This window comes from Aeromonas sp. EU05-FHT14A05, assembly GCF_058791175.1.
In genome coordinates this window covers 85,351-107,224 of record NZ_JBYTDH010000004.1, presented here as the reverse complement: position 1 = coordinate 107,224, position 21,874 = coordinate 85,351, and the positions used below count along the sequence as shown (strand labels likewise).

The 21,874-nt window shown below is 63.9% G+C and carries 16 protein-coding genes; 8 read left to right on the top strand and 8 right to left on the bottom strand.

What is annotated here, in order from left to right:
- The first annotated feature begins 27 nt into the window (after positions 1–27).
- Entirely contained in the window at positions 28–1,452 is a 1,425-nt protein-coding gene (locus tag AC3WR3_RS07645; protein ID WP_202046551.1) for a PTS transporter subunit EIIC, read from the top strand.
- On the opposite strand, the gene AC3WR3_RS07640 is transcribed toward AC3WR3_RS07645, so the two are convergent.
- Positions 1,453–2,325: a LysR family transcriptional regulator gene (locus AC3WR3_RS07640; protein ID WP_202046552.1), complete on the bottom strand. Its 873-nt coding sequence runs from the start codon at positions 2,323–2,325 to the stop codon at positions 1,453–1,455.
- 100 nt (positions 2,326–2,425) lie between these two features.
- Here AC3WR3_RS07640 and AC3WR3_RS07635 point away from each other — a divergent pair, with 100 nt between their 5' ends.
- The 3 genes from AC3WR3_RS07635 (at position 2,426) to AC3WR3_RS07625 (ending at position 5,565) form a co-directional block, all read left to right on the top strand.
- Positions 2,426–3,442: a zinc-binding alcohol dehydrogenase family protein gene (locus AC3WR3_RS07635; RefSeq protein WP_492291573.1), complete on the top strand. Its 1,017-nt coding sequence runs from the start codon at positions 2,426–2,428 to the stop codon at positions 3,440–3,442.
- 533 nt (positions 3,443–3,975) lie between these two features.
- On the top strand, positions 3,976–4,854 hold the full coding sequence (gene prmA / locus AC3WR3_RS07630) for a 50S ribosomal protein L11 methyltransferase (RefSeq protein WP_005317670.1): 879 nt from the start codon (positions 3,976–3,978) through the stop codon (positions 4,852–4,854).
- A gap of 165 nt (positions 4,855–5,019) precedes the next feature.
- On the top strand, positions 5,020–5,565 hold the full coding sequence (locus AC3WR3_RS07625) for a sugar O-acetyltransferase (protein WP_492291572.1): 546 nt from the start codon (positions 5,020–5,022) through the stop codon (positions 5,563–5,565).
- Between the two features lie 422 nt (positions 5,566–5,987).
- On the opposite strand, the gene AC3WR3_RS07620 is transcribed toward AC3WR3_RS07625, so the two are convergent.
- From AC3WR3_RS07620 to AC3WR3_RS07610, 3 genes are all read right to left on the bottom strand, one after another.
- Entirely contained in the window at positions 5,988–6,536 is a 549-nt protein-coding gene (locus AC3WR3_RS07620) for an NAD(P)H nitroreductase (RefSeq protein WP_492291571.1), read from the bottom strand.
- A gap of 51 nt (positions 6,537–6,587) precedes the next feature.
- Positions 6,588–8,564 (bottom strand): autotransporter outer membrane beta-barrel domain-containing protein, encoded by a 1,977-nt coding sequence (locus tag AC3WR3_RS07615; protein WP_492291570.1) that lies wholly within the window; start codon positions 8,562–8,564, stop codon positions 6,588–6,590.
- Positions 8,565–8,853: 289 nt separating this feature from the next.
- Positions 8,854–10,881, bottom strand: a complete 2,028-nt coding sequence (locus AC3WR3_RS07610; RefSeq protein ID WP_492291569.1) for an oxidoreductase — start codon at positions 10,879–10,881, stop codon at positions 8,854–8,856.
- Positions 10,882–11,309: 428 nt separating this feature from the next.
- Between AC3WR3_RS07610 and sppA the strand changes: the two genes are divergently transcribed.
- Positions 11,310–13,154: a signal peptide peptidase SppA gene (sppA, locus tag AC3WR3_RS07605; RefSeq protein WP_492291568.1), complete on the top strand. Its 1,845-nt coding sequence runs from the start codon at positions 11,310–11,312 to the stop codon at positions 13,152–13,154.
- Positions 13,155–13,218: 64 nt separating this feature from the next.
- On the opposite strand, the gene AC3WR3_RS07600 is transcribed toward sppA, so the two are convergent.
- A complete protein-coding gene (locus tag AC3WR3_RS07600; protein ID WP_025326004.1) occupies positions 13,219–13,776 on the bottom strand; it encodes an NUDIX domain-containing protein in 558 nt (185 codons plus the stop codon).
- The gene (locus AC3WR3_RS07595; RefSeq protein WP_479758390.1) at positions 13,773–14,576 is read right to left on the bottom strand and encodes a DUF2989 domain-containing protein; all 804 of its coding nucleotides are present in this window, start codon (positions 14,574–14,576) and stop codon (positions 13,773–13,775) included. The genes AC3WR3_RS07600 and AC3WR3_RS07595 overlap by 4 nt, the downstream gene beginning before the upstream one ends.
- A gap of 210 nt (positions 14,577–14,786) precedes the next feature.
- Here AC3WR3_RS07595 and AC3WR3_RS07590 point away from each other — a divergent pair, with 210 nt between their 5' ends.
- Both AC3WR3_RS07590 and AC3WR3_RS07585 read left to right on the top strand, forming a co-directional pair.
- A complete protein-coding gene (locus tag AC3WR3_RS07590; protein WP_492291567.1) occupies positions 14,787–16,220 on the top strand; it encodes a glyceraldehyde-3-phosphate dehydrogenase in 1,434 nt (477 codons plus the stop codon).
- A 79-nt stretch (positions 16,221–16,299) separates the two neighbouring features.
- A complete protein-coding gene (locus AC3WR3_RS07585; RefSeq protein ID WP_139437274.1) occupies positions 16,300–16,578 on the top strand; it encodes a YeaC family protein in 279 nt (92 codons plus the stop codon).
- 333 nt (positions 16,579–16,911) lie between these two features.
- On the opposite strand, the gene ansA is transcribed toward AC3WR3_RS07585, so the two are convergent.
- The gene (gene ansA, locus AC3WR3_RS07580) at positions 16,912–17,919 is read right to left on the bottom strand and encodes an asparaginase (RefSeq protein ID WP_042648756.1); all 1,008 of its coding nucleotides are present in this window, start codon (positions 17,917–17,919) and stop codon (positions 16,912–16,914) included.
- A 433-nt stretch (positions 17,920–18,352) separates the two neighbouring features.
- Here ansA and gltS point away from each other — a divergent pair, with 433 nt between their 5' ends.
- Positions 18,353–19,552, top strand: coding sequence for a sodium/glutamate symporter (gltS, locus tag AC3WR3_RS07575; RefSeq protein ID WP_005326527.1), 1,200 nt, complete (start codon positions 18,353–18,355; stop codon positions 19,550–19,552).
- Positions 19,553–19,765: 213 nt separating this feature from the next.
- On the opposite strand, the gene AC3WR3_RS07570 is transcribed toward gltS, so the two are convergent.
- Entirely contained in the window at positions 19,766–21,637 is a 1,872-nt protein-coding gene (locus AC3WR3_RS07570; protein ID WP_139437272.1) for a methyl-accepting chemotaxis protein, read from the bottom strand.
- Positions 21,638–21,874 lie beyond the last annotated feature (237 nt).

Below are 21,874 nucleotides of genomic sequence, written 5' to 3'. Positions count from 1 at the left end.
CGCCACGTCACAAAATGCCGCGCCCATATGCCAGTCCAGAACGCCAGAAAGATCCTGACCCAGTCCCTGCAACGGCTCGGTTATGCCCTGTTGCTGCCCGTCTCCATTCTGCCGCTGGCGGCCCTGCTCTATCGGCTCGGCCAGCCGGACGTGCTGGATCTGGCGGTGCTCTCCCTGGCCGGACGCGCCCTCTTCAGCCAGATGCCGCTCATCTATGCGGTGGCCATCGCCTTCGGGCTGAGCCGACAGGGGCAAGGGGCGCAGGCTCTGGCCGGCGCGGTCAACTTCCTGCTGCTGAGCTCGGCGCTCGCCACCCTGCAGCCCGGCCTGCATGCGGACATGATCTGCGGCCTGCTGGCAGGCCTGACCACCGCCATGGTCTGCTCCTGGACCCGCAACCTCTCCCTCCCCGGCTGGCTGCGGCCGCTGCAGGAGGAGCTGCCCGGCCTGCTGCTATCGGCCCTGGCCAGCCTGCTGCTGGTCGTGCCCCTGGCCCTGCTCTGGCCCCTGCTGGAGCAAGGCATCACCCTGCTCGCCTCCGACCTGCTCACCACGCCGTTTGGTGCCTTCTGCTACGGCGTGCTGAACCGGCTGCTGATCCCCCTCGGCCTGCACCAGGTGCTGGGCAGCCTCATGGGGCTGGGGGAGAGCAACCTGCAGGCGCTCTCCGCCGCCCAGCCGCTGCACGAGGGCTATGTGGCGGGTCTCTATCCGGTCATCATGTTCGGCCTGCCCGGCGCCTGCTTTGCCATCTGGCTCCATCGCCAGCGGATGCGACGCCTGCCGCAGGGGGGCTTGCTGCTCACCCTGGCGCTCACCTCGGCCCTGGTGGGGATCACCGAACCCATCGAATTCCTGTTCGCCTTCACCGCCCCCTGGCTGTTCCTGGCCCATGCCCTGCTGACCGGGCTGTCGCTGGCCATCTGCAGCGGGCTCGGCATCCAGGTGGGCAGTTACTTCTCCGCCGGGCTGCTGGATCTGGTGCTCAGCTATGGCGCCGGCGAGCACAGTTTCTGGCTCATTCCCCTCGGCATCCTGTTCTTCGTCATCTATGCCCTGGTCTTCTCCCGGCTGCTTGAATACGCCCCCCTCAGCCTGCCGAGCAAGCCCATCGCCGAGGATCTGCCCCAGCTCGCGACCGTGGCCCCCACGGATCCCCAGATGCTGGCCATCCAGTACCTCAAGATGCTGGGAGGCATGGACAACCTGCAGGCCATGAGCGTCTGCCTGACGCGCCTCAGCCTGCGGGTGCGGGAGATGGCGCTGGTGGATCAGTCCCGTCTGGCCAGGCTAGGCTGCCTCTCCTGGATCCAGCTCAACGAGCATCAGCTGGTGCTGGTACTGGGCCCCAACGCCGGCCTCATCGAGGGGCAGATCCGCATGCTGGCAGAGCGCCAGTCGGTCCCCCTCGGCCTCGAGCCCGGCCAGGCTCCCCTCAGCCAGCACCGCTGATCAGGCGAAGGGCAGCCGCTCGGCAACGAAGTCCATCAGGCTGCGCAGGGCGGGGGCCAGGTGTTCGCGGCTCGGATAGATGAGGTAGAAGGGATTGGGGGGTATGGGGTGATCCGGCAGTACCTTCAGCAGGCGCCCCGCCGCCAGATCGTCCCGGCAGACGTGATCCGGCAACAGGGCGATCCCCCCTTCGTGAAGCGCCAGCTCCCTCAGCGCCAGCAGGCTGTTGCTGAGGCAGGCCCCCTGCGGTCGCCAACCCCCCTCCTGCAGTGGCCACACCGGCAGCGCCCCATGCACCAGGCAGGCATGCCCCCCCAGCTCCGCCAGCTGCTGCGGCGTGCCCTGGCTTGCCAGATAACCCGGGGCCGCCACCAGGTGACGCGCCACCTGGCCGATACGCCGGCAGATGAGGCTGGAATCTTTGAGCGGCGCCGCCCGCAGCGCCAGATCGTAGCCCTCTCCCACCAGGTCCAGCTGCTCGTCACTCAAGGTCAGCTCCAGCACCACCTCGGGGTAGAGGGCGCGAAACTGGGCCAGGATCCGGCCAAGCAGCAGGGTACCGGTCGCCTCGGGGGCGGTGATCCGCACCCGGCCTGCCGGGGCCGAGCGCAGCCTGGCCATGGCCAGATTGGCGCTTCTCGCCAGGGCCAGCAGGGCCTGGCAATGCTCCACATAGACCTCCCCCTGGGGGGTCAGGCTGAGCCTGCGGGTAGTGCGCTGCAACAGCCGCACCCCGAGCCGTGACTCGAGGCGCGAGATCTTCTGGCTCACCGAGGACTTGGGCATGCCGAGCACCTCGGCCGCCCCGGTAAAACTGCCCTGCTCCACCACGGTGGCGAACAGCCCCATCAACTCCAGTTCGACATTGTTCATATATACAAACAGTCTGTCCCGATTATCTATCTTAATCGGAATAATCAACCAGACTAGACTCTCTGGCAATCCCACTCATAGCGATTTGAAAGGAACAGCCATGAAAGCCATCGCCCTCACCCATTATCTGCCAAGCGATCACCCCCACTGCTTCATCGAAACCGAGCTGCCGGATCCGACCCCGGGCCCACGGGATCTGCTGGTGAAAGTAACGGCAACCTCGGTCAACCCGGTGGACACCAAGGTACGCGCCCCCAAGGCCAAGGTAGAGAGCAATCCTCGGGTGCTGGGCTGGGATGCCGTGGGGGAAGTGGTGGCCGTGGGCCGCGAGGTGACCCTGTTCAAGGCGGGGGACAGGGTCTGGTATGCCGGCGACATCAGCCGCCCCGGCAGCAACAGCGCCCTGCAACTGGTGGATGAGCGCATCGCCGCCCTCGCCCCCAAGACCCTGAGCGACCTGGAAGCCGCCGCCCTGCCCCTGACCGCCATCACCGCCTGGGAAACCCTGTTCGAGCGCATCGGCCTCAACCGCGAAAGTACCGGGCGACTGCTTGTCATAGGCGGCGCCGGCGGCGTCGGCTCCATCGCCATCCAGCTGGCCCGCCAGCTCACCGGGATGGAGGTGATCGCCACCGCCTCCCGACCTGAAACCCGTGACTGGTGCCTGGCCATGGGCGCCCACCAGGTCGTGAGCCATCACAACCTGCAGGAAGAGCTGGCCGGCCTTGGCATCCGCCAGCTCGATACCATCTTCTGCACCAATGCCACCGAGCAGCACTGGGCCGCCATGGCGAGCCTCATTCGCCCCTTCGGTCACATCTGCACCATTGCCGAATCCAGCGAGCCCTGGGATCTGGGCCTGCTCAAGACCAAGAGCGTCACCTTCAGCCAGGAGTTCATGTTTACCCGCTCCCTGTTCCAGACCCCGGACATGATCGAGCAGCACCAGCTGCTCGGCCGGGTCGCCGCCCTGCTGGACCAAGGGGTGCTCAAGAGCACGCTCACTCGCACCCTGCCCGAACTGACTCCGGCCAGCCTGGCACAGGCCCATCGCGAGCTGGAGGCGGGCCGCATGGTGGGCAAGCTGGTGATCGACATGAGCGGCTTCGCCAGCTGAGGCCCTTGCCACCAAGGATCCCCGCAGCCATGCTGCCTATTCCCTTATAGGTAAAAAATGCACCATCATGGGGTGAGATCACCAGTGACAAGCCCCAAGAGTGCACAGCCCCGCAGCCGATCTGGGCCCCTGACGGACCCTTCCCCCGAAAAAACCATAAAAAAGAGGCCATCCCGCCGGGATGGCCCTCAAAACCTGAACGTTGGGGTAACAATCACACACATATCCTTATGCAGGACATGTGGAACTTTGCAGATTGCGTGCCAATGTCTGCTTTTACCCGCAAAATGACCGTTTTTCAGCGCGCCGGCATAAAAAAAGCCACCCGAAGGTGGCTGAAAAAGATGACGGAACTTCATAGAGCAAAGCATTCAGCGGGAACAAGTTGCTTCCCGTCACCCAGTAAGGAATACATTAACCGTGCCAACTTGGCAGAGTTGCCTTCCTTCCCCATCCCATCATGGGCAAACCACGACAGCACAGGCCCATGATGATAGAATCCCGCAGTTTCACATTTATGAAGAGTCGACCCCATGCCCTGGATACAAATTCGAATCAACGCCACCGCCAAGACCGCGGACAAGGTGAGCAACATGCTGCTGGGGCGTGGAGCCCAGGCGGTGACCTTTATGGATGCCCAGGATGTGCCCGTCTACGAGCCACTGCCTGGTGAAACGCCGCTCTGGGGCGAGACCGAGGTGATGGGGCTGTTCGATGCCGAAACCGACCCGGCTCCCACCATCGCCTTCTTCCAGCAGATCTTCGGGGAAGACGTCGGCTACAAGGTCGAGCAGCTGGAAGACAAGGACTGGGTGCGCGAGTGGATGGATCACTTCCACCCCATGCAGTTCGGCGAGCGCCTCTGGATCTGCCCGAGCTGGCGCGACGTGCCGAATCCCGATGCGGTCAACGTCATGCTGGATCCGGGCCTGGCCTTCGGTACCGGCACCCACCCCACCACGGCGCTCTGCCTGCAGTGGCTGGACGGGCTGGATCTGGCCGGCAAGACGGTGGTCGACTTCGGTTGCGGCTCCGGCATCCTCGGCATCGCCGCCCTCAAACTCGGCGCCGCCCGGGTCATCGGCATCGACATCGATCCCCAAGCCATCCAGGCCAGCCATGACAACGCCGAGCGCAACGGCGTCGCCGGCCAGATCGAGCTCTACCTGCCGGCCGACCAGCCGCAAGACGTCGAGGCGGACGTCGTCGTCGCCAACATCCTCGCCGGCCCGCTGCGCGAGCTGGCGCCGCTCATCGCCGGCCACGGCAAGCCCGGCAGCCTGATGGCGCTCTCCGGCGTGCTGGAGAGCCAGGCCCCGGAGCTGGAGACCATCTACGGCCAGTGGTTCGACATGGACCCGACCGCGGTGAAGGAAGAGTGGTGCCGTCTCTCAGGCCGCAAGCACGGCTGATAGAGAGCGTTATCCTTCTATGCAGACCAACAAGGGCACTCCAGGGTGCCCTTGTCGTTTCCCGGTGCCAGCTGCGCGCCCTTCTGCCCACTCTGGGGAGAGCTTCACGCTTCTATCCCCCTCGATGGCTTATGCTCTCCTCCTCCACCCCATTGAGGCCCAGCCATGACCGAATACGAAAAGATGATCGCCAACCAACCTTACAACTGCATGGCCCCCGAGCTGGATCTCCTGCGCCGGGAGACGGCGCGCCGCTATCGCCACTTCAATCGCAGCGAGGAGGAGGAGCAAGGGGCTCTGCTCAGCGAGATCGTCGGCGAGCTGGCGGAGGGCGCCTTTATCTGCCCGCCCCTCTACTGCACCTATGGCCGCCACATCCACCTTGGCGAGCGCAGCTACATCAACATGGGGGCCACCCTGCTGGACAACGCACCTATCCGTATCGGCGCCGACGTCATGATAGGGCCGAACGTGCAGATCTATACCGCCGCCCACGCCCTGGACGCCGATGAGCGCATTCATGGGGTGGAGACGGCGCTGCCGGTCACCATAGAAGACAGGGTCTGGATCGGCGGTGGCGCCATACTGCTGCCGGGGATCACCATAGGGCGGGAGGCCATAGTCGGCGCGGGGGCCGTGGTGACCAGAGACGTCCCGGCCGGAGCCCGGGTGGTGGGCAATCCGGCCCGCATCCTGCCCGCCAGGGTCTAGATGCCAGTGACCGGGAGGTAGGGGCCCATAAACGTACAGCCCGATGTCACCAAGGCCCGGAGAGACGGTAAAAAGATGCCGCCCACAGACGCCGTGGTGCTGGCGCAGAAAACCGCCCATAAAAATAAAGCCCAATGTCATGACGACGCTGGGCTGTAAAAAGGTGCTACGGAATTGCGACTCTCATCGCAGAAAATTAGAAGGGGTCACCTTCTAAACTGGCAATGGGATAATAACGGGGCGCAAACGTTTTACATAGGGTAATCAACCAGGATTGAGAACAGCCTCTCACTATTCAAAAAATTCCCAGGCAAGCCCGAACTCCCCCTTGGCAAGTTTCCATTTATCAGTACAGCCTGACGCCATTTGGGGGGAAATAAAAAAGTCCTGAATAATCAGGGCTTTTCTGCACTATCTTCGACTCAGAAGCGACGGACGAAGTCAGCAACAGGTAACTCCCGCAGCTTGCGCGCCTCCAGCATGGGGGTGCCCAGGTAGAGGAAGCCCACCAGTTGATCGTCCGGTGCCAGCCCCAGTCCCTGATTGATCCCCTCGTCGAAGATGAACCAGCCGGAGCGCCAGATGCCGTTGAACCCCTGTGCCTGGGCCGCCATCTGCATCGCCATCAGGGCGCAGCCGGCGGAGAGCTCCTGCTCCAGCTTAGGTACCTTGGGGTGTGCCTGATAGCGGGTCGCCACGGCCACCAGCAGGGGGGCGCGCAGGGGCGCGGCGCGGCTCTTCTCGATGCTATCTTCATCCTCGCCGCGGGCGCGAGCGGCGTCCGCCAGCAGGGCCCCCAGACGCTCGCGCCCCTCCCCTTCAAACAGGATGAACTGCCAGGGGGTCAGGGTGCCGTGATCCGGCGCCCGCAGGCCGGCCTTCAGAATATTGTCGAGCACCTCGCCACTCGGGGCCGGGGTGGTCAGACGGCCACAGGAGTGGCGATTGAGCAGCAGTGTCAGTGCATCCATTCGATGCTCCTTCTAGGTCATGAGGGCGATGATCCGCCCTGTCGATAGGGGTCAGAACGGCTTGGACAGGTTGATACGCCACTCCCAGATGTTGAGCCCATTCTGCCCAATGCTGGTGTATCCGGCACTGGTGGTCAGGGTGGCCTCGCCGCCAATCAGGGTGCGCATCCCCAGTCGCACAGTGCCGCTGAGCGGTTCGGTGCGGGCCGAGCTGAGATCACCCGTCAGGATATAGCCATCGTTCGGCCGCTCAAAGCCATAATCCAGCCCCAGCTCCCCATAAGGCATCAGAGGCAGGCCTTTGCTGGTGTAATAGACACGGCTGAATTCGACCGTTCCCGTCATGTTGCCCTGGTTGTAACTGTCGCTGTCCCGATTCAGCCTCAGTGCCAGCCCCTGGTAATCCCCCTCCATCCGATAGCCGTCGCTGCGGCTGTGGCTGTAGTTGATGGCCAGCCGCGGTCGCACCGAGGTTGCTTCCCAGAAGTACTGACCGGTGGCCCCCAGGCTGCCGCCAACGGAGGTAGAGCCATAATCACCAGAGAGGAACAGGAGGTCCTGATTGTTATCCATCCAGCCATACACCAGGCTGCCATCCAGCATCCAGCTGGCCGACACCGGGTACGCCAGATAAGGGCTTAGGTTGTAACCACCGGCGGACAGCCGCATGCCGCCATTGAAGGAGTCCACCTTGCTGTCGACCCGGGCGACGCTGATGCCGAGGATGAGATCGTTGTCGAGCCGGGTATCCGCCCCCAGGCTGAACACATTGGTCGAGCCCGACATGTCCAACCCCTCGCGGTGATCCGAGATGTCGTAATAGACCTCGTCCACCCACAGGTTCCAGCTCCGTCCCTCCGGCAAGGGGGCAGGCTGGGTCTGGCTGGCCACCTGGCCCCCCGCCAGCTCGACACGGGTGAAGGGGCAATCGGGATACCGATCTCGCAGCTCCTGGGGCAACTGATCCCGTTCCTCGGCCATCACGCACAGCGTCCTCTCGTTCAGGGCGCGTTCACTCGCCTGCTGACCCGCTGTCACCCTGCCTGGCAACGCAACTGGAGGCTCGACCGTCCCCGGCAGAGTGATGAAGGGCCTCTCCCCCAGCGGTGGGCGAGTCGGCATCACCCCTTGTGGCGGCAGAGTGCCGACCGGCGGCTGCACACCACCGGGTCGGTTGATGCCGCCGAGGGGAGGACGGGTCGGCATCACCCCCTGAGGTGGCAGCGTGCCGACCGGTGGTCGCACGCCCCCCGGCAGGGTCGGCATCACCCCTTGCGGCGGCAGAGTGACGACCGGTGGTCGCACGCCACCCGGCAGAGTCGGCATCACCCCTTGCGGCGGCAGAGTACCGACCGGCGGCTGCACACCACCGGGTCGGTTGATGCCGCCGAGGGGAGGACGGGTCGGCATCATCCCCTGGGGTGGCAGGGTGCCGACCGGTGGTCGCACGCCACCCGGCAGAGTCGGCATCACCCCTTGCGGCGGCAGAGTACCGACCGGTGGTCGCACGCCTCCCGGCAGAGTCGGCATCACCCCTTGCGGCGGCAAAGTGCCGACCGGTGGCTGCACGCCACCCGGCAGAGTCGGCATCAACCCCTGGGGTGGCGAAGTCGGCCGTGAGGGCCGATCAGGCGGAGTGAAATGGTCCGGGAAGGTGAAATGACCGGGTTGCTGGTTATCTGTGTCGAGCAGGACCCGCTTGCCGTTTGAATCGACATAGGCATACAGCTTGTGCGTGCCCCCGTTCTGCGCCTCCGGCGAGACGGTCAGGTGCAGCCCCTTGTGATCCTGCCGCCAGCTGTCATAGATCTGGCTCTGCTTGGCAGATTCGACCTCGAACTGGCCGGGGGAGATGGCGGAGAGCCAGACGGAATGTTGTTGATCGGCGGTCCAGCCGAGAAAAATGAGCCGTCCCGCAGGGTCGGCGCTGGCGGTGGTGCCGTGCAGGGTCATCGCCATGCCCAAGGCGATGGCACTCAAGCGATGAACAGCCCCCTGAGTGGGTATCCGTGATGTAGCTAGGCTCATTTGCTGGGTTTCCTTTACCGATCCCAGGTGCATCCGGCACCCGACAGAGAGTTCCTATTGATAGACGGCGCCCATTGCCCGCTTCCGGGGCTCGCCGGGATCTGGCCGATCTTCCCATCGGCTTCCCATCTGCGCCCAGCCCCAATGGCATTCGACCATGCAATGGATACAAACAGAGAACGTTTGAATACCACAAATACAACAATACCGTCCCCGGTGAAACTGCCCGGGCCGGGGTGAGCCATAAAAAAAGGGACCCATTGGTCCCTTTCCTACGCGATGAGCCGGCTCAGATGACGGACGCCAGCTCGGCCCCCTGGCGGATGGCGCGCTTGGCGTCCAGCTCCGCCGCCACGTCGGCACCGCCTATGATGTGCACCGGCTTGCCCGCCGCCTGCAGGCCGGCCTGCAGCTCCCGCAGGGGCTCCTGTCCGGCGCAGATGATCACCTGATCCACCGGCAGGCACTGTCTGGCTTCCCCCACCTGGATGTGCAGCCCCTCGTCGTCGATGCGCAGGTACTGCACGCCGGAGAGCATCTGCACCTTGCGGTTCTTCAATACGGTGCGGTGGATCCAGCCTGTGGTCTTGCCGAGGCCATCCCCCACCTTGCTCTCCTTGCGCTGGAGCAGCCAGATCTGGCGCTCGGGCGCGTCGATCACAGGCGTCATCAGACCGCCGCGCTCGCCGAGGCTCTTGTCGATGCCCCACTCCCTGAGCCAGTGATCGCGATGATGATCCGTGCTCCCCTCTGCCTTCTTCTCCACCAGGAACTCGGCCACGTCAAAGCCGATGCCGCCGGCCCCGATCACCGCCACCTTGTCGCCCACCGGCTTGCCATCGCGCAGCACGTCGAGGTAACTCAGCACCTTGGGGTGATCGATGCCGGGAATGTTGGGGGTGCGAGGACGTATGCCGGTGGCGAGGATCACCTCGTCAAAACCACCGCCAAGCAGGCTCTCGGCACTCTGGCGCTGGCCGAGATAGAGCTCGACGCCGCACTTCTCCAGCCGCCTGGCGAAGTAGCGCAGGGTCTCGTGAAACTCCTCCTTGCCCGGGATCTGCTTGGCGAAGTTGAACTGGCCGCCTATGGTCGGCGCCTGATCGAACAGGCTCACCTGATGGCCGCGCTCGGCGGCGTAGCAGGCGAATGCCAACCCGGCCGGCCCGGCCCCCACCACCGCCAGCTTCTTGGGCTGGGGCACCCGGCCAAACGTCAGCTCGGTCTCGAAGCAGGCGCGGGGATTGACCAGGCAGGAGGCACGCTTCTGCTTGAACACGTGATCCAGGCAGGCCTGGTTGCAGGCGATGCAGGTGTTGATCTCGTCCGCCCGGTTCTCGGCGGCCTTGATGACGAACTCGGGATCCGCCAGGAAAGGGCGCGCCATGGAGACCATATCCGCCTCCCCCTGCGCCAGGATGCGCTCGGCCACCTCGGGGGTGTTGATGCGGTTGGTGGTGATAAGGGGCACTGTGAGGTGCTTTTTCAGCTCGGCGGTCACCCAGCTGAAGGCCCCGCGCGGCACGCTGGTGGCTATGGTGGGGATGCGCGCCTCGTGCCAGCCGATGCCGGTGTTGATGAGGCTCACCCCGGCCTGCTCCAGCGCCTTCCCGAGCGCTATCACCTCCTCCAGGGAGGAGCCCTTCTCCACCAGATCCAGCATGGAGAGACGGAAGATGATGATGAAGTCGCTGCCGACCCGCTCGCGAATGGCCCGCACGATTTCCAGCGGGAAACGCATGCGGTTTTCGCTGCTGCCGCCCCAGCCGTCGCTGCGCTGGTTGGTGCGCTCGCAGATGAACTGGTTGATGAGATAGCCTTCCGACCCCATCACCTCGACCCCGTCATAGCCCGCCGCCTTGGCCAGTGCCGCGGTCGAGGCAAAGTCCCTGATGGTGCCGCGGATCTGCCGCTCGCTCATGGCCCGCGGCTTGAACGGAGAGATGGGAGCCCGGATGGCGCTCGGCGCCAAGCTGAACGGATGATAGGCATAGCGACCGGCATGGAGGATCTGCAGGGCTATCTTGCCCCCCTCCTGATGCACGGCGCCGGTCACCTTCTTGTGCTTGGCGACCTGCCAGGGGAAGCTGAGCTGCGAGCCATGGGGCACCAGGCGCCCCCGCAGGTTGGGGGCTATGCCGCCGGTGACGATGAGGGCGACACCGCCGCGGGCGCGCTCGGCGTAGAAGGCGGCCAGCTTGTCAAAGCCCCCCTTCTCCTCCTCGAGACCGGTGTGCATGGAACCCATCAGTACCCGGTTCTTGAGCTGGGTAAAGCCGAGATCCAGGGGAGTCAGCAAGGTTGGATACAGGCTCATGATGAACTCCTTTTCGAGGCCAGCACGCAGGAATCCATATGCAATACCCGGCTCTTGAGCTGGGTAAAGCCGAGATCCAGGGGAGTCAGCAGCGTTGGATACAGGCTCATGATGAACTCCTTTTCGAGGCCAGCACGCAGGAATCCATATGCAAGACCCGGTTCTTGATCGGGGTAACACCAGGGTCGAGCGGGGTCAGCAGGGTGGGGTAGCGGCTCACAGGGCCTCCAGTTAATTTTTTGTTATCAAACTGAGGCTAGAGTAAAGAATCGAAAATCCTTTTTCAAACAAATGTTTGGACATTTTTTCAGCGAACAGCCGTGTCCCGAAGCCAGGGGGAGCGATCACGGCCAAGGGAAAATGGCAATTGGCGGGTCAACTGGTTAATAATGCCCTTCTCTACCCATTAACAGGGCGTTAGCACGGCTATGTCTATTTTCAAAGGTCTGGGGTGGCTGTTTCGCAGCCTCTGGCGTCTGCTCAACTTTACCCGCTTGATGCTGGTCAATCTGCTGTTTCTCGTCGTCGTGCTGGTCATCGCCTTCAGCCTCAACCAGAGCGAGACACCCGGCACCCCCATAGAGGGCGCCCTCACCCTCAATCTCGCCGGCGTGCTGGTAGAGCAACGCACCCAGACCGATCCGACGGTGCAACTGCTGCGGCAGATGGAGAAGAGCGACGATCAGCCGAGCGAAATCGTCCTCTCCGACCTGCTGTGGGCCATCAAGAGTGCCAAGGATGACGATCGCATCAAGGCGCTGGTGATCAAGCCCCAGGGACTGCAGGGGGCCAGCCTCTCCAAGCTGCAGGAGGTGACGAGCGCCATAGACGCATTCAAGGAGAGCGGCAAGCCGGTCATCGCCATGGCCGACTACTACAGCCAGGGCGCCTACCTGCTCGCCGCCCATGCCGATCACGTGCTGCTCAACCAGAGCGGCGCCGTGCTGATCGAAGGCTTTGGGGTCTACCAGACCTACTTCAAGTCGGCGCTGGAGAAGCTCAATGTCACCCCCCATGTGTTCAAGGTCGGCACCTACAAATCCTTCGTCGAACCCTATACCCGTGACGAGATGTCCCCCGAGAGCAAGGAAGCGAACCAGCGCTGGCTGGATCAGCTGTGGCAATCCTATGTCACCGACGTGGCCGAGCAGCGGGAGATAGAGCCCGATGCGGTCGCGCCGAACAAGGATCACTTCCTCGAACTGCTGCGCAAGGCCGGTGGCAATGCCGCCAGCTACGCCCTCGACAACGGTCTGGTGGATCAGCTCGCCACCCGGGACGAGATGACCCAGGCGGTCATCAAGGAGGTGGGCGAGAGCGAGGATCACGGCTGGAAAGGGGTCGGCCTGAAAGAGTATCTGGCCGCCATCCCCGAGCAATATCCCCAGAGCGGCAAGGATGAGGTGGGCCTCATCACCGCCAGCGGCGCCATCATGGACGGGATCCAGCCGGCTGGCACCATAGGCGGCGACAGCCTCTCCGATCTGCTGGCCGAGGCCCGCCGCGACGATCAGGTGAAAGCCGTGGTACTGCGAGTCGACAGCCCGGGGGGCAGCGCCTTCGCCGCCGAGCAGATCCGCGCCGAGTTGCTGGCCCTGAAACAGGCGGGCAAGCCGGTGGTCATCTCCATGGGCAGCTACGCCGCCTCCGGGGGCTACTGGATCTCCGCCGATGCGGACAAGATCTTCGCCTCCCCCACCACACTCACCGGCTCCATCGGGGTGTTCGGCATGTTCGCCACCATCGACAAGGCGCTCTCCCAGTACGGGGTGCACACCGACGGCGTCGGCACCACGGACTTCGTGGGGGTCGGGCTGACCCGGGCCCTGCCGGAACATGTCGGTCAGGCTATCCAGCTGAGCGTGGAAGACACCTATCAGCGCTTCGTCGGTCTGGTCGGCAAGGGCCGGGGTCTGAGCCCGGAAGAGGCGGAGAAAGCCGCCGAAGGCCGGGTCTGGACCGGTCAGGATGCCAAGGAGCTGGGGCTGGTGGACGAGTTCGGCAACCTGGACGACGCCCTCAAGGCCGCCGCCGAGCTCGCCAACCTCAAGAGCTGGCAGGTCACCCCCATAGCGCCGGAAGAGTCGGCAAGGGACAAGTTCCTGCGCGAGCTGTTTGACAGCAGCGCCCAGGCGCTGGCCCCGCATCTGCAAAGCTGGCTGCCCGCCGGGTTTGGCAAGGCGCTGGTGGAGATGAACCGCAGCCTGGACCCGCTGACCCGCTTCAATGACCCGCAAGGCACCTACGCCTTCTGCCCGGTCTGCGTGCCCTGATCCGGCAGCGACAATAAAAAAACCGCCGAATGGCGGTTTTTTTATCCTCAGCACTCCATGGCGGTCAGCCCAGCAGGCCCGCATCCACCCAGTGCTGCAGCTCGGCCAGCACCCTCGTCTCCCGCACCGTCCACTGGGGGCAGGGACCGGCCAGCTGGGTCTTGTTGGTCTGCAGGGCCTCTTCCAGTGCGAACCAGCCCGGGGTGAAGCCAAGCCGTATCTCGTAGGGCTGGGGGCGCGGCTCGCTCCAGGCTTCCCCCACCTGGCAGAGGTAGTAGAAGGAGCGGATGCAGTAGGCGTCGTAGTCGGCCTCGCGGGCGGCGCGAAACTCCCGGGTCTGCCCAAGCCGCAGGCCCACGGCCACCAGCTCGGCACCGCACTCCTCCCGCAGCTCCCGGGCCAGGGCCGTATGGTGACATTCCCCCGCCTCTATGCCGCCCCCGGGGAACATGAGATCCCCGTTGACGCGAGAATGCACCAGCAGCAGTTCATCCCCGCGCATCACCACGGCCCTGACCGTGGTCCGCTCGAGCACCCGCCCCTCGCAGGGCACCTGACCATGGACGAGGCGAATGTCGAAGGCATGGGCCCACTCGGGGGCGCCGGATGGCAGCGGTATCATGGGGCCTGGTAGCTCCCGGCTCTGAGCGCGTCGACTATGGTGGCGGCCTGCTCGTCCAGCCCCTCCTGCTGCGCCTTGCCGATGGCGTGGTAGATCCCGAGACGGGTGGACGAGACCTCGGGACTCTCCTGGAATGACTCGCTCACCTTGCCCCACAGATAGGCCTGATCAAACGCCTTCTGCCCCATGTAGAGGGTGCTGAGGGCGGTGAGGATCCGGCTGTTGACCTTGTCCCCTTCCCCATAGAGGGAGAGGGCATGATGCATCAGGGCGATGGCCTTTTGGGGCTCGCTCTTGGCATAGATGCCCCCCAGGGCCAGTTGCAACTCAGGCTCCTCGAGGGCGGGGGTGCCTTCCAGCGCCAGGAAGCTGGCACGGGCAGCGGGATTGGTGTTGTTGGTCCAGTGCCACAGCAGCAGATAGGGATCCTGGGAGCCACGGGTCTGCGCATCCAGCTGCTCCAGCTGAGTGCCGGCGGCCAGCATGCCCTCCACCCTGGGGCTCTTCTGCTCCCGGGCCCGCTTGTATTCGATGTTGGTGGAGTGTTCGGCGCACTGCAGATAACGCTCCAGGCCGCGCATCAGCTCGTACCTCTGCCTGTCCGTCCCCTCCTCCTGGAGGTAGTAGCGGGCGCGGATGACATCGCTGCGCTCATGGCGACACCAGCCGTCGTCCACCAGGTCCGCGCACAGGGCGGGATATTGGGAGCAAATGTTGTGGATCCTGTCGTCATCGCAGGCCATCAGCGTCAGACAACAGGCGAGAGGGAGCAGTAACGGACGCTGTGAGAATAGGGTCATGGTTCACATCTGGTTGGTAACAATCGCAACCCGCCCTGGCCACCGCCAACTAGCAAACAGGCTACATATCCATTACAATGCGCGCGCCGTATAAGGCCGCGACTGCAGAATAATATAACGAAACCGTCAGCCCTACACTGATCTGCATTCGACGAATTTCAATTTGCCCAGGCAACTTGCTTCAACAACGTGAAATAAAGGATCTGGTTAATGACCCACGAGCACTACTTGCAGGCGTGGCAGGAGAGCCAGGAGCTCGCCGAAGCCATGCAGCCCTTGATTGGTCGCCTCTACCGCCAGCAAGGGATAGAAATCACCGTCTACGGGCGCCCCCTGCAGAACGCCTCCACCATCGACATCCTCAAGGCCCATCGGGTCGTTCGCCGCCACCAGGGCACTCCCCTCCCCATCCAGCAAAGCTTCCCCCTGCTCCAGGCCATGGTCGCCCTGAACCCGACCGCCGCCGAAGTGGACCTCGGCAAGCTGGCGGTGGGCTACTGGCAGGATCACCAGGATGAAGCCGGCATAGACGACTACCTGCGCGCCAAGCTGGCCCCGGCCCTGAACCGGGGCAGCGTGCCGGCACCGACCGACGTGGTGCTCTACGGCTTTGGCCGCATCGGCCGCCTGCTGGCCCGGCTGCTGATCGAGCGCACCGGCGCCGCCAACTCCCTGCGCCTGCGCGCCATAGTCGTGCGCGGCGGCCGCGAGGGGGATCTGGAGAAGCGGGCCAGCCTGCTGCGCCGCGACTCGGTGCACGGCCCCTTCAACGGCTCCATCGAGGTGGATAACGAGCGCAGCGCCATCATCGCCAACGGCACCTTCATCCAGGTGATCTACGCAAACAGCCCGGCCGACATCGACTACACCGCCCATGGCATCGACAATGCGCTGATCGTCGACAACACCGGGGTCTGGCGTGACGAGGCGGGTCTGTCCGAGCACCTCAAGGCGCGCGGCGCCGCCCGGGTGCTGCTGACCGCCCCCGGCAAGGGGGAGATGAAGAACGTGGTGTTCGGGGTCAACCACGAAGTGATAGGCCCGGATGACAAGATCATCTCAGCCGCCTCCTGCACCACCAACGCCATCACCCCTGTGCTCAAGGTGATGCAGGACAAGTACGGCATCCGCCACGGCCACGTGGAGACGGTGCACTCCTACACCAACGATCAGAACCTGATCGACAACTATCACAAGGGGGAGCGACGCGGTCGCAGCGCGGCCCTCAACATGGTGATGACCAGCACGGGCGCCGCCAAGGCGGTGGCCAAGGCGCTGCCCGAGCTCAAGGGCAAGCTGACCGGCAACGCCATCCGGGTGCCCACCCCCAATGTGTCGCTGGCCATCATCAACCTGTCGCTGGAGCAAAGCACGGATCGGGAGAGCCTCAACGCCTATCTGCAGCAGATGGCCCTGAGCTCGGCCCTGCACCGCCAGATCGACTTCAGCGCCAGCACAGAGCTGGTCTCCTCCGACATGGTGGGTTCCCGCTTCGCGGGCATAGTGGACTCCCAGGCCACCATAGCCGAGGGGGATCACTGCGTGCTGTACGTGTGGTATGACAACGAGTTCGGGTACAGTTGTCAGGTAGTGCGGGTGATGGAGCAGATGGCCGGCGTAGTCCGCCAGGATCTGCCGGCATAGTCCGCGAGGATCTACCGGCATAGTACGCCAGGATCTGCCCACCTGATCCCTTCATGGCTCAATTTGCAAGGAGAGGCCGATGTCGTTTCAACAAGTGATAGGGCAGATGCCCAAGGAAGTGTACGAGCGGCTCAAGACCGCGGTCGAGCTGGGCAAGTGGCCGGACGGCCAGCCCCTCACCGAGGAGCAGAAGGCCACCTCGCTGCAGGCCGTCATGGCCTGGCAGGCGATGCACCTTGCCGATCCCGAGCACATGAACATAGGTCGCGACGGCGAGATCGTGATGAAGAGCAAGAGCGAGCTCAAGCGCCAGTATCGCGATGAGGAAGAGATAGTCCGTATCGAGATCAACCACTGAGAGCGAGCTCAAGCATCGAAGCACCGCGATGAGGAAGAGATAGTCCGTATCGATCTCAGTCACTAAGCCTTGCCGCCAGTCGCGAGCCTGTTCGCATGACATAGCAGAGAGGGGAGCCATAATGGCTCCCCTCTCTTTTTCTTCGCTCTGCTGGGTGACATATCCCCCTCATCCCCAGCCCTTCTCCCGCCAGGGGAGAAGGGAGCAGGCCCGCAGTTGGCGGATAGCGAGTGGACAACCTGCCAGCCATCTCCATGGCAAGCCTCGCTGCCAACAACAGCGCCTTCTATCCCCTCTCCCCCTGGGAGAGGGCCAGGGTGAGGGCGGCAATGCTCAGGGGGTCAGCTCGCCCCGCAGGGACTGCTGCATCAGCTCGCGGATGCGCGGGGCGGGCAGATCCTGGCTCAGCAGGAAGTGCAGCTTGGTGAGCGCCGCCTCGGCCGTCATGTCGAAGCCCGAGATGACCCCGGCCCGGGAGAGGGCGTTGCCGGTGGCATAGCCCCCCATGTTGACCTTGCCGTGCAGGCACTGGCTCAGGTTGACTATGATGACGCCCCGGGCCGACGCCTCGGAGAGCAGCGCCAGCATGGCCGGGTTCTGGGGCGCATTGCCCACCCCGAAGGAGAGCAGGATCAGCGCCCGCACCGGTTGCTGCAGTATGTTGGCTATTACCTCGGCCGAGATGCCCGGATAGAGGGTCACCACGCCGATGGGCTGGGGGGTGATGTCGTGCAGCACCAGCGGCCGCTCGGACGGCACGCCCAGCTCCCCCGCTTCTAGGGAGATGGCGATGCCGGCATTGAGCAGCGGCGGGTAGTTCGGTGAATCGAAGGCGTGGAAGCCGTCCGCGTGCACCTTCTTGCTGCGGTTGCCACGATAGAGCTGGTTGTTGAAGAACAGCGTGACCTCGTGGATCGGGTAGTTGGCCGCGATATAGAGGGCATTGAGCAGGTTCTGCTGGCCGTCGGAGCGCAGCTCGGCGAGCGGGATCTGGGAGCCGGTGATGATGACCGGCTTGTGCAGATCTTCCAGCATGAAGGAGAGGGCCGAGGCGGTGAACGACATGGTGTCGGTACCGTGCAGGATCACGAAGCCGTCGTACTGCTCGTAGTTGTCACGAATGTCCTCGGCGATGCGCTGCCAGTCCGCCGGGGTCATGTCGGAGGAGTCGATGAGGGGGGCATATTCGTGGATATGATAATCCGGCATCTCGGGCCGGTGGAACTCGGGCATCCGGGCCAGACAATCTTCCATGAAACCCGCCATCGGCACATAACCGTGGTCGGAACGCTGCATCCCTATGGTGCCGCCCGTGTAGGCGATATAGATAGACTTCTTCACACCCTCTCCTCTCTCTGGACTGACAACCGGCAGACAATTCAAGGTTCAACCGGTTCCTTCACTTCCTATCCCGGTACCGCTCATGGGCGGGAAACTGGCGAATTATAGAGACTGCCACTGCAAATGACAGCAGTCATTGTTGCGGGCCGGAGCACACCCAGGACATAGTGTTAAATGCTAGGTTAATGCACTGTTTTGAGCATTAATATGATGAACATGGATATAAACGGTGATTTTTGCTACTATCCGGCGGATTTTTCATGAATGTCATCTGGATGCCTGATGAAATCGGGCTCGCATCGATCCCATTTTTGCCTGGGACTGGGCCTGTGGCCCCCTCTTGAACTGGCGCCTGCGCCACACTGTTTTTATCCCGGCTGAATCTGTGAGTCTTTCTCGCCAAAGACACAGCCGATCAACATGGGAGTACCGCATGATACAACTTGATTCCTACGCCACCCTGGTCGCCGCTACCCTGGTGCTGCTGCTCGGCCGTCTGCTGGTCAACCGGATTGGCCCCCTGCGTACCTTCAACATCCCCAAACCGGTGGCAGGCGGCCTGGTGGTCGCCCTGGTGCTGCTGCTGCTGCGCTCCACCATGCAGCTTGAACTGCAATTTGACACCACACTGCAAACCCCGCTGATGCTGGCCTTCTTCGCCTCCATCGGCCTCTCCGCGGATCTTGGCAGCCTCAAGCGCGGCGGCAAGGCGGTGATCACCTTCCTGCTGGTGGTCACCGGCCTGCTGCTGGTGCAAAACAGCCTGGGGGTCGGTCTCGCCACCCTGCTGGGTCTGGACCCGCACATGGGGCTGCTGGCCGGCTCCATCACCCTCTCCGGCGGCCACGGCACCGGCGCGGCCTGGGGCTCCATCTTCACCGAGAAGTACGGCGTGCAATCCGCCGCCGAGCTCGCCATCGCCTGCGCCACCTTCGGTCTGGTGCTGGGGGGGCTGATCGGCGGGCCTGTCGCCCGCTACCTGGTGAAGAAGGTGCAGGTGCCCGGCGAGGAGCACAACCGTGACGGCGCCCCCCAAGGCTTCGAGATGCCTGACATGGAGCGCCCCCTCACCACCTTCAGCGTGATCGAGACCCTGGCCCTCATTGCCATCAGCCTGAAGGGGGGCGAGATGCTCTCCCTCTACCTCAAGGGCAGTGCCCTGGAGCTGCCGGTGTTCGTCTGCGTGCTCTTCGTCGGCGTGCTGCTGCGCAACCTGCTGACCCTGCTGAACTGGCACGAGGTGAGCGATCGGGAAGTCTCCCTGCTCGGCAACGTCAGCCTGTCGCTCTTCCTCGCCATGGCGCTGATGAGCCTGAAGCTGTGGGATCTCGCCAGCCTGGCCCTGCCCATCTTCATCCTGCTGGCAGCCCAGACGGTGGCGATGGCGCTCTACGCCATCTTCGTCACCTTCAGGGTCATGGGCCGCAACTATGACGCGGCCGTGCTGGCGGCGGGCCACTGCGGCTTCGGTCTGGGGGCCACTCCCACCGCCATCGCCAACATGCAGGCCATCACCCAGCGCTTCGGCCCCTCCCACCTGGCGTTCCTGGTGGTGCCCATGGTGGGCGCCTTCTTCATCGACATCATCAACGCCGTGGTGATCAAGCTGTTCCTGGCCCTGCCCTTCCTGTAAGCCCTGCGCCAGACCCCGTATGAATGAGCCCACCTTTTGGTGGGCTCTTTGCTTGCTGGTTCCCGCACCTTGCACCTCCATGGCGTCTGGGGGCGTCCCATGACGCATCCCATCGAGGCGCTGGCCGGATGGCGGACAACAAAAAGCCCCGCACTCTCGTGCGGGGCTTTGACATGGGAGGGCGCCGGGATGGCGCCGCTTCCCGACCCGGCCTTACAGGATGAAGGTCGACACCTGCTGGTTCAGGTTGGTGGCGCGTCCCTTGAGGTGGTGCGCCTGATCCAGATCCCGCATGGCGGCGGCGGTGATCTCGTCGCTCACATCCTTGATGGCGGTGGTGTTCTGGGTGATCTCGCCGGTCACCTGGGTCTGCTCCTCGGCGGCGGTGGCGATCTGGCCCGCCATGTCGGAGATGAGGGAGACGGCCTGGGTGATCTCTTCGAGCGCGGCGGCGGCGGCATCGGCGTCCTTGACGCTGTTGTCCGCCAGCCCCTGGCTGGTCTGCATCAGGCTGACCGCGCGGGCCGTGGTCTGCTGCAGGGTCTCTATGGTGGACTGGATCTCCTGGGTGGAGTCCTGGGTACGGCGCGACAGCACCCGCACCTCGTCCGCCACCACGGCGAAACCGCGACCCTGTTCACCGGCACGGGCCGCTTCGATGGCCGCGTTCAGCGCCAGCAGGTTGGTCTGCTCGGCGATGCCCTGAATGGTGGAGAGGATGCCGGAGATGGCCTGGGCGTGGCGGCTCAGCTCGCCGATGACGCCGGTGGCCTGACCCACCTCCTCGGCCAGGTTGTTGATGGACTGGCGAGTCTGGTTCACCAGCATCTTGCCCTGCTCGCTGCTCTGGGCGGATTGCTGGGCGGCGGCGGCGGTGTTCTCGGCGTTGCCGGCGATCTCCATGGTGGCGCTCGCCATCTCGGTGACCGCGGTGGCGACCATGGTCACCTCCTGCTGCTGACGCTGCAGCTCTTCCACCGCGGCCTGGTTGGTCACCAGGCTGCGCTCCGCATCGGCGTTCAGCTCGTTGGCGAGCTGGCGGATGTTGCCAATCAGCTGGTGCTGGCTGCCGACGAAGCGGTTGAAGCTGTTGGCCAGCTGACCCACCTCGTCGTTGGCGTCGATCTTGATGCGCTGGGTCAGATCGCCGTTACCGTCGGCGATGCGGGCCAGAGCCTGGGAAACCTTGCCGAGCGGGCCCAGCAGCAGGCTGACCAGCCAGGAGATGGCGATGATGCTGCCCACCAGTACCAGCAGGGCCAGGCCGAGCTGGGTCATCAGCAGGGAGGAGAGGGGCGCCTCCAGGGTGGCCTTGTCCAGCACCAGCACCAGCTCCCAGTCGGTGTTCGGGATGTCTGTCGCCCACAGCAGCTTGTCGCGCCCTTCGTTGTCAAAATAGACGGGGAGCAGGCTGTTGCTGCTCTTGCTCTGTTCGATCAGGGCATTGGAGAGATCGTTGTCGATCTCGCTGGCGGGCTTCATCGCCTTGGCCGCATCTTTATAGGCGATGACGGTGCCATCCTTGTGCATCAGGATGGCGACACCGTCCGCCGGCAGGGCCATCTTGGTGACATCCTCCACCAGAGAGGCGATGGAGAGGTCGCCGCCGACCACGCCGCCCTGGGCCGGCTGGGCCAGGGTCACCACCATGACGTTGTAGGCCACGTCCAGGTAGGGTTTGGTCACTATCATGCCGCCCTTGGCCATGGCTTCCTGATACCAGCCACGGGAGCGGGGATCATAGCCGTCACGGTTGATGGAGGGATCCGAATCGTTCATCTTGCCGCTGCCCTCACCGAAATAGGTGAGCTGGAAACGGCCGGACACCTGGGCCTGTTGCAGGGCGTTGAGGGGGTCGGGGCCGGCCTTGTTGCCAAGGGCCTGGATCACATCGCGACGGGCGGCAAGCCAGTCACTGACGCTGGCGGCCTGCTGGCTGCCGAGGCGCTGTACCTGTTCCTGACTGCCTTGCAGCAACAGGGACTTCTGGCTGCTGTAGCTCTGCCAGGAGAGCAGCAGGATCACCAGGGAGAGGGCGATCACCACAGACAACAGTATCTTCTGCTTGAGTGATAGGTTTTTCATCGTGCTTTCTTCTTGTGGGGTCAGGAACAGGATTACTCGAAAAGTGCGCGGCACTCCATGTTGTTGTTAGCGGCCAAAGCGCACAGAACTGAAGCGCAGAATGACGCGGCTGGCGATATTTTCCACAAGAAAGCACAAAATGGCCTCCGAAATCGGCGACAGAAGGCGGCCGGGGCCAGCCAACCCTGTTTATTCCTTCCGCAATTGGCTAGAATATCCCGTTTTTAAATCACATCG

What these genes read in the sequence shown, in the direction of transcription:
- AC3WR3_RS07645 (WP_202046551.1), top strand. Translation starts at nt 28, where the DNA reads ATGCCAGTCCAGAACGCCAGAAAGATCCTGACCCAGTCCCTGCAACGG.
- AC3WR3_RS07640 (WP_202046552.1), bottom strand. Translation starts at nt 2,325, where the DNA reads ATGAACAATGTCGAACTGGAGTTGATGGGGCTGTTCGCCACCGTGGTG.
- AC3WR3_RS07635 (WP_492291573.1), top strand. Translation starts at nt 2,426, where the DNA reads ATGAAAGCCATCGCCCTCACCCATTATCTGCCAAGCGATCACCCCCAC.
- prmA (WP_005317670.1), top strand. Translation starts at nt 3,976, where the DNA reads ATGCCCTGGATACAAATTCGAATCAACGCCACCGCCAAGACCGCGGAC.
- AC3WR3_RS07625 (WP_492291572.1), top strand. Translation starts at nt 5,020, where the DNA reads ATGACCGAATACGAAAAGATGATCGCCAACCAACCTTACAACTGCATG.
- AC3WR3_RS07620 (WP_492291571.1), bottom strand. Translation starts at nt 6,536, where the DNA reads ATGGATGCACTGACACTGCTGCTCAATCGCCACTCCTGTGGCCGTCTG.
- AC3WR3_RS07615 (WP_492291570.1), bottom strand. Translation starts at nt 8,564, where the DNA reads ATGAGCCTAGCTACATCACGGATACCCACTCAGGGGGCTGTTCATCGC.
- AC3WR3_RS07610 (WP_492291569.1), bottom strand. Translation starts at nt 10,881, where the DNA reads ATGAGCCTGTATCCAACCTTGCTGACTCCCCTGGATCTCGGCTTTACC.
- sppA (WP_492291568.1), top strand. Translation starts at nt 11,310, where the DNA reads ATGTCTATTTTCAAAGGTCTGGGGTGGCTGTTTCGCAGCCTCTGGCGT.
- AC3WR3_RS07600 (WP_025326004.1), bottom strand. Translation starts at nt 13,776, where the DNA reads ATGATACCGCTGCCATCCGGCGCCCCCGAGTGGGCCCATGCCTTCGAC.
- AC3WR3_RS07595 (WP_479758390.1), bottom strand. Translation starts at nt 14,576, where the DNA reads ATGACCCTATTCTCACAGCGTCCGTTACTGCTCCCTCTCGCCTGTTGT.
- AC3WR3_RS07590 (WP_492291567.1), top strand. Translation starts at nt 14,787, where the DNA reads ATGACCCACGAGCACTACTTGCAGGCGTGGCAGGAGAGCCAGGAGCTC.
- AC3WR3_RS07585 (WP_139437274.1), top strand. Translation starts at nt 16,300, where the DNA reads ATGTCGTTTCAACAAGTGATAGGGCAGATGCCCAAGGAAGTGTACGAG.
- gltS (WP_005326527.1), top strand. Translation starts at nt 18,353, where the DNA reads ATGATACAACTTGATTCCTACGCCACCCTGGTCGCCGCTACCCTGGTG.
- AC3WR3_RS07570 (WP_139437272.1), bottom strand. Translation starts at nt 21,637, where the DNA reads ATGAAAAACCTATCACTCAAGCAGAAGATACTGTTGTCTGTGGTGATC.